At 70.8% G+C, this 4,398-nt stretch carries 2 protein-coding genes; one reads left to right on the top strand and one right to left on the bottom strand.

What is annotated here, in order from left to right; all coding sequences use genetic code 11:
• Nucleotides 1-2,837 (bottom strand): glycoside hydrolase family 3 C-terminal domain-containing protein (locus tag ABT057_RS48840; protein WP_352351844.1); only part of this gene is annotated, 2,837 nt, incomplete at its 3' end.
• A 371-nt stretch (nt 2,838-3,208) separates the two neighbouring features.
• On the opposite strand from ABT057_RS48840, the gene ABT057_RS48835 reads away from it, so the two are divergent.
• A partial coding sequence (locus ABT057_RS48835; RefSeq protein WP_352351842.1) for an ABC transporter substrate-binding protein occupies nt 3,209-4,398 on the top strand: 1,190 nt, incomplete at its 3' end.

The raw sequence follows: 4,398 nt of genomic DNA, 5'->3' as shown, positions 1-4,398 counted from the left end.
GTCAGCGTGCGCAGCCGCTGTTCGCCGGTGAGGACGATCCGCAGGTCGTGTACGCCCTCCAGTTGCTCGGCCAGCGGTGCGGTGACGGTGGTCCAGGCGTAGCGGTCCCCGGTGACGGGCACCTCCAGGGACGCCAGCCTGCTCTCCCCCACGAGGAGTTCGAGCACGGCGGCGGCCCCCTCGCCGGTCCGGGACACCTCGACCGCGAGCCGGCCCGCGCCGCTCAGGTCCACCTGGCGGAAGAGCAGTGTCGCGGCCTCGCCGGCCGGGGTCACCGCGTCGCCGTCCTCGCGGGTGGCGTCGACCAGGGCGAGGTCCTCGTAGTCGTCGAAGTCGACCGCGCGCAGCGGGCCTTCGAGCGCGCGGCGTGACCGCGGGGCGGGGCCGGTGACGGTCAACTGCGCGGTCAGGGCGGGAGCCGCCGCCGAGCGGGCGAGCACCAGTTCGTAGCGGCCGGGGTCCACGGTGAAGGCACCGGTGACCACGTCCCAGTGGGACAGTGCCTCGGCGACCGTCAGCCGGAACTCCAGCTCCGCTGTCTGGCCCGCTGCCAGGCGCGCCTTGCGGAAGCCGACCAGTTTCAGCCGCGGAGCCTGGTGGCGGGCGTCCAGGGCACGGGCGTAGAGCTGCACGGTCTCCGTGCCCGCGCGCGGCCCGGCGTTGCGCAGCGAGACCCGGACCCGGATCTCGCCGTCCTGACCCAACCCTTCCTGATTCAGGGCGAGTTGGGTGTAGTCGAAGCGGGTGTACGAGAGGCCGTGGCCGAAGGCGTAGAGCGGGGCGGCCTGGTGGTACTGGTACGTCCAGCCGGCCTTGATGATGTCGTAGTCCAGGCGGCCGGGCAGCTCGTCGTCGCCCCGGTACCAGGTCTGCGGGAGGCGGCCGGCCGGGTCGGCCTCGCCGCGCAGCACGCGGGCCAGGGCCCGGCCGGTCTCCTGGCCGGCGTGCGAGATCCACAGCACCGCGGGCACGTGCTCGTCGGCCCAGTCCAACGCGTAGGGGTAGCTGGACATGACGACCAGCGCGGTGTCGTCGTGGACCGCGACGACCTCGCGCAGCAGCCGGTCCTGCTGGGGCGGCAGCCGCAGACCGGCCCGGTCCGTGGTCTCCTTGCCGTTGATGTGCGGGTCGTTGCCGACCACCACGATGACCGTGTCGGCGCTCCGCGCGGCCGCGACAGCCTCGGCGACACCGTCGCGCACCACGGTCCGGGTGAACCGGACGGCCTGCTCCGGGGTCTCGGCGGTCATGGTGAGGACACCTGTGTCCGGGTCGGCCTGCGCGTAACGGCTGTTGCAGATGTTGAAGAGGAGCTCCGCTCCGTCCTCGGCGGATTCGAGGCGGAAGGTTTCGTGGACCTCCCACTCACCGGGCTGGTCCCGGTCGGCGGCGACCTGCTGGTCGTCGTCGCGCAGCGAGGCGTAACGGCCGGTGGCGGCGGAGCGCAGGGTGAGCACGCCCAGGTCCCAGTCGAAGAGGTCCCACTGGGCGGCGGGGTCGGCGTCCTGGGCGTCCGTCAGGGTCAGCCGGCCCTCCGGGCCCACGGCGCCGAGTGCGCGGCCGTCGGCGGTGCGCAGCACGATCCGGTCGACACCCTCGACACCCTCGACGCCGAGGCCGTCGGCGACGGTGATCCGGTACGGGTGGCTGCCGCTGTACCAGTCCTCGAACAGGGTGTGGGCGAGCGGCCCGACCACGGCCACGCGTCGGTCCGCGGCGAGCGGCAGTACTCCGGTGTTCTTGAGCAGCACGACCGACTCGGTGGCCGCGCGCAGCGCGAGCGCCTGATGGGCCGGGGAGTTGACGACGTCCCAGCCGATACCCGCGTACGGGTCCTGCTCGGGGTCGAATTCACCGAGCCGGAAGCGTATCGACAGCTGACGGCTCACGGCCCGGTCCACCTCCGCCATCGACAGCAGGCCGCGCTCCAGGGCGGCGCTGATCCGGCCGAAGGTGGTGGCGCTGTCCTGGAAGTGGTCGGTGAAGCTGTCGATGCCGGCCTTCAGCGCGGCGGCGTGCGACTCGGCGTGGTTGTCGAAGTAGTGCTCCGGGTCCACCAGGTTCGACGGGGCGTCGGCGTCGCTGACCACGAAGAGTTCGTGGCCGGTGGGCTTCGCCCACTCGCGCAGCTGCTGCTTCAGGAGCGGACTGACGTGGCAGGGGCGGCCGTTGACCAGGTTGTAGGCCGCCATCACACCGGTGGCCGCGCCGGTGGCGATGGCGAGCCGGAAGGCGGCGAGGTCGTACTCGTGCAGGACCCGGGGGCGCAGGCCGGAGGAGGTGGTGCAGCGGTCGTCCTCGTTGTTGTAGGCGAGGAAGTGCTTGAGGACCGGCGCGGTGCGCAGGTGGTCCGGGTCGTCGCCGGCCATGCCGCGGCAGAAGGCGGCGCCGAGCCGGGCGGAGATGAGGGCGTCCTCGGAGTAGCCCTCCTCGTTGCGGCCCCAGCGCGGGTCGCGCAGCAGGTTCACCACGGGGGCCCAGCCCTGGAGGCTGTTGCGGCCGGTGCCGACGGCCGGGGGGCGGTGGTGGTGGAAGGCGCGCTGCTCGACGGAGATCGCCTCGGCGACCTCGTGGACCAGGTCCTCGTCCCAGGTCGCGCCCAGGCCGACGGCCTGCGGGAAGGTGGTGGCCTCGCCGAGCCAGGCGACGCCGTGCAGGGTCTCGGTGCCGGTGCGGAACTCGGCGACGCCCAGGCGGGGAACGGCGGGCGCGTACTGGTGCAGCATCGCGATGCGTTCCTCCGGTGTGAGCCGGTAGAGCAGGTCTTCGACGCGTTCGGCCAGCGGGAGCCCCGGGTCGCGGAAGGGCAGCGTGGCGGAGACGGCAGCGGTACTCACAGGTGAAGTCCCTTGCGGAGTGCGACGACGGGGTGGGCGGCACCGTTCGGCCGGGTCGCAGGGCCTCGATGCCGCGTGTTGAAGCGCTTCGACGCTGGCATGCGCCCCTCAAGACGTCAAGAGAAAGTTTCCAAGAAACTTCGGTTTCCGAAAGAGCGATTCTGTTTCCTGCACGGCACTTGCCTGTCGCTCCAGGACGCGCTTAACCTCTCGGCGATGTCGAAGCGCTTCGACAGGCGGACAACTATCCGCGCCGCTTTTCGGACGTCCTCGAAGCCGCTCACGCCTCCCGCACCGAGGTCAGGCGGCCCCTGCGCAGCCCTCTCGCACGACGTTCGTCACAGAACCTCAGAGCCGAAGGACCGCCCACCATGAGCATCGCAATGAATCGCAGAGCCTTCGTGAACGGCGCCGCCGCCGTCGCCGGGGCCGCAGCCCTGTCCCCCCTGCTGTCCGCGTGCGGAAGCGGCTCGTCCAGCTCTAAGGGCGGCACCAACTCCCGGTCGGGACTGGCCGCCGCGCTTCCCCACTACCAGCCGAGCACGTCGGTGAAGCCGGACATCCCGTCGGTCACCGGACCCGACGGAGCGTTCACCAGCCCGGGTTTCCTGTCCTACCCGGCCCACCCCGTGACCACGGTCCGGGGGATCCCCGGCAAGGGCGGCAGCTACACCGCGGTGACACCGATCTGGGGGACCCTGCCCCCGCCGAACAACTCCTACTACCGGGCCATGAACAAGGCCCTCGGTATCGACCTGACCATGAAGCCGGCCAACGGCAACGACTACGCGACCGTCGTCCCGACGATGACGGCGTCCAAGAAGCTGCCAGACTGGGTCCAACTGCCGTCCTGGTGGAACGCCGCCTTCAACGTCAGCGCGCTGGCGGGCACCCAACTGGCCGACCTCACCCCGTACTTGTCCGGCGACAAGATCAAGAAGTATCCGAACCTGGCCGCGATCCCCACCGGCGCCTGGCAGGCCGCCGCCTGGGAGGACAGGATCTACGGCATCCCCTCCTTCGCCGGCGGCATGGCCGTGGCGGGGGCCGTCTTCTTCCGCGCGGACATTCTGGGGGCGCAGGGCATCACCGCGGACCAGGTCAGGTCCGCCGACGACCTGTGGAACCTGGGCAAGGAGCTGACCGACGCCAAGCGCGGTGTGTGGGCCTTCGACGACGTGTGGACCTACCTGTACCAGGCGTGGGGAGTCCCCAACAAGTTCACCATCGAGAAGGGCAAGCTCATACACAAGTACGACATGCCCGAGTTCTTGGAGGCCCTGAACTGGCACTACCGGCTCGCCAAGGCCGGTTACGTCCACCCGGACTCGCGGGCGGGCGACACCAACAACGGCCTCTCCCGGTTCTATGCCGGCAAGGCCCTGATCGAAGGCGGCGGCACCGGCGCGTGGAATCTTGCGGACCACCAGTCCGGCGTCGCCGCGAACAAGAACTACCGCCGTGCGGCCTTCGACATCATCTCCGCCGACGGCAGGTCCAAGCCCCAGACCTTCCTCGGCCCCTCCACCAGCATCATGAGCTACCTCAACGCCAAGCTGAA

Source organism: Streptomyces sp. NPDC002588 (genome assembly GCF_040295925.1).
In the GTDB taxonomy this organism is placed as follows: Bacteria; Actinomycetota; Actinomycetes; order Streptomycetales; family Streptomycetaceae; genus Streptomyces.
Note: the sequence above shows the minus strand (reverse complement) of the source record. Positions and strands in the feature narration are given on the sequence as shown.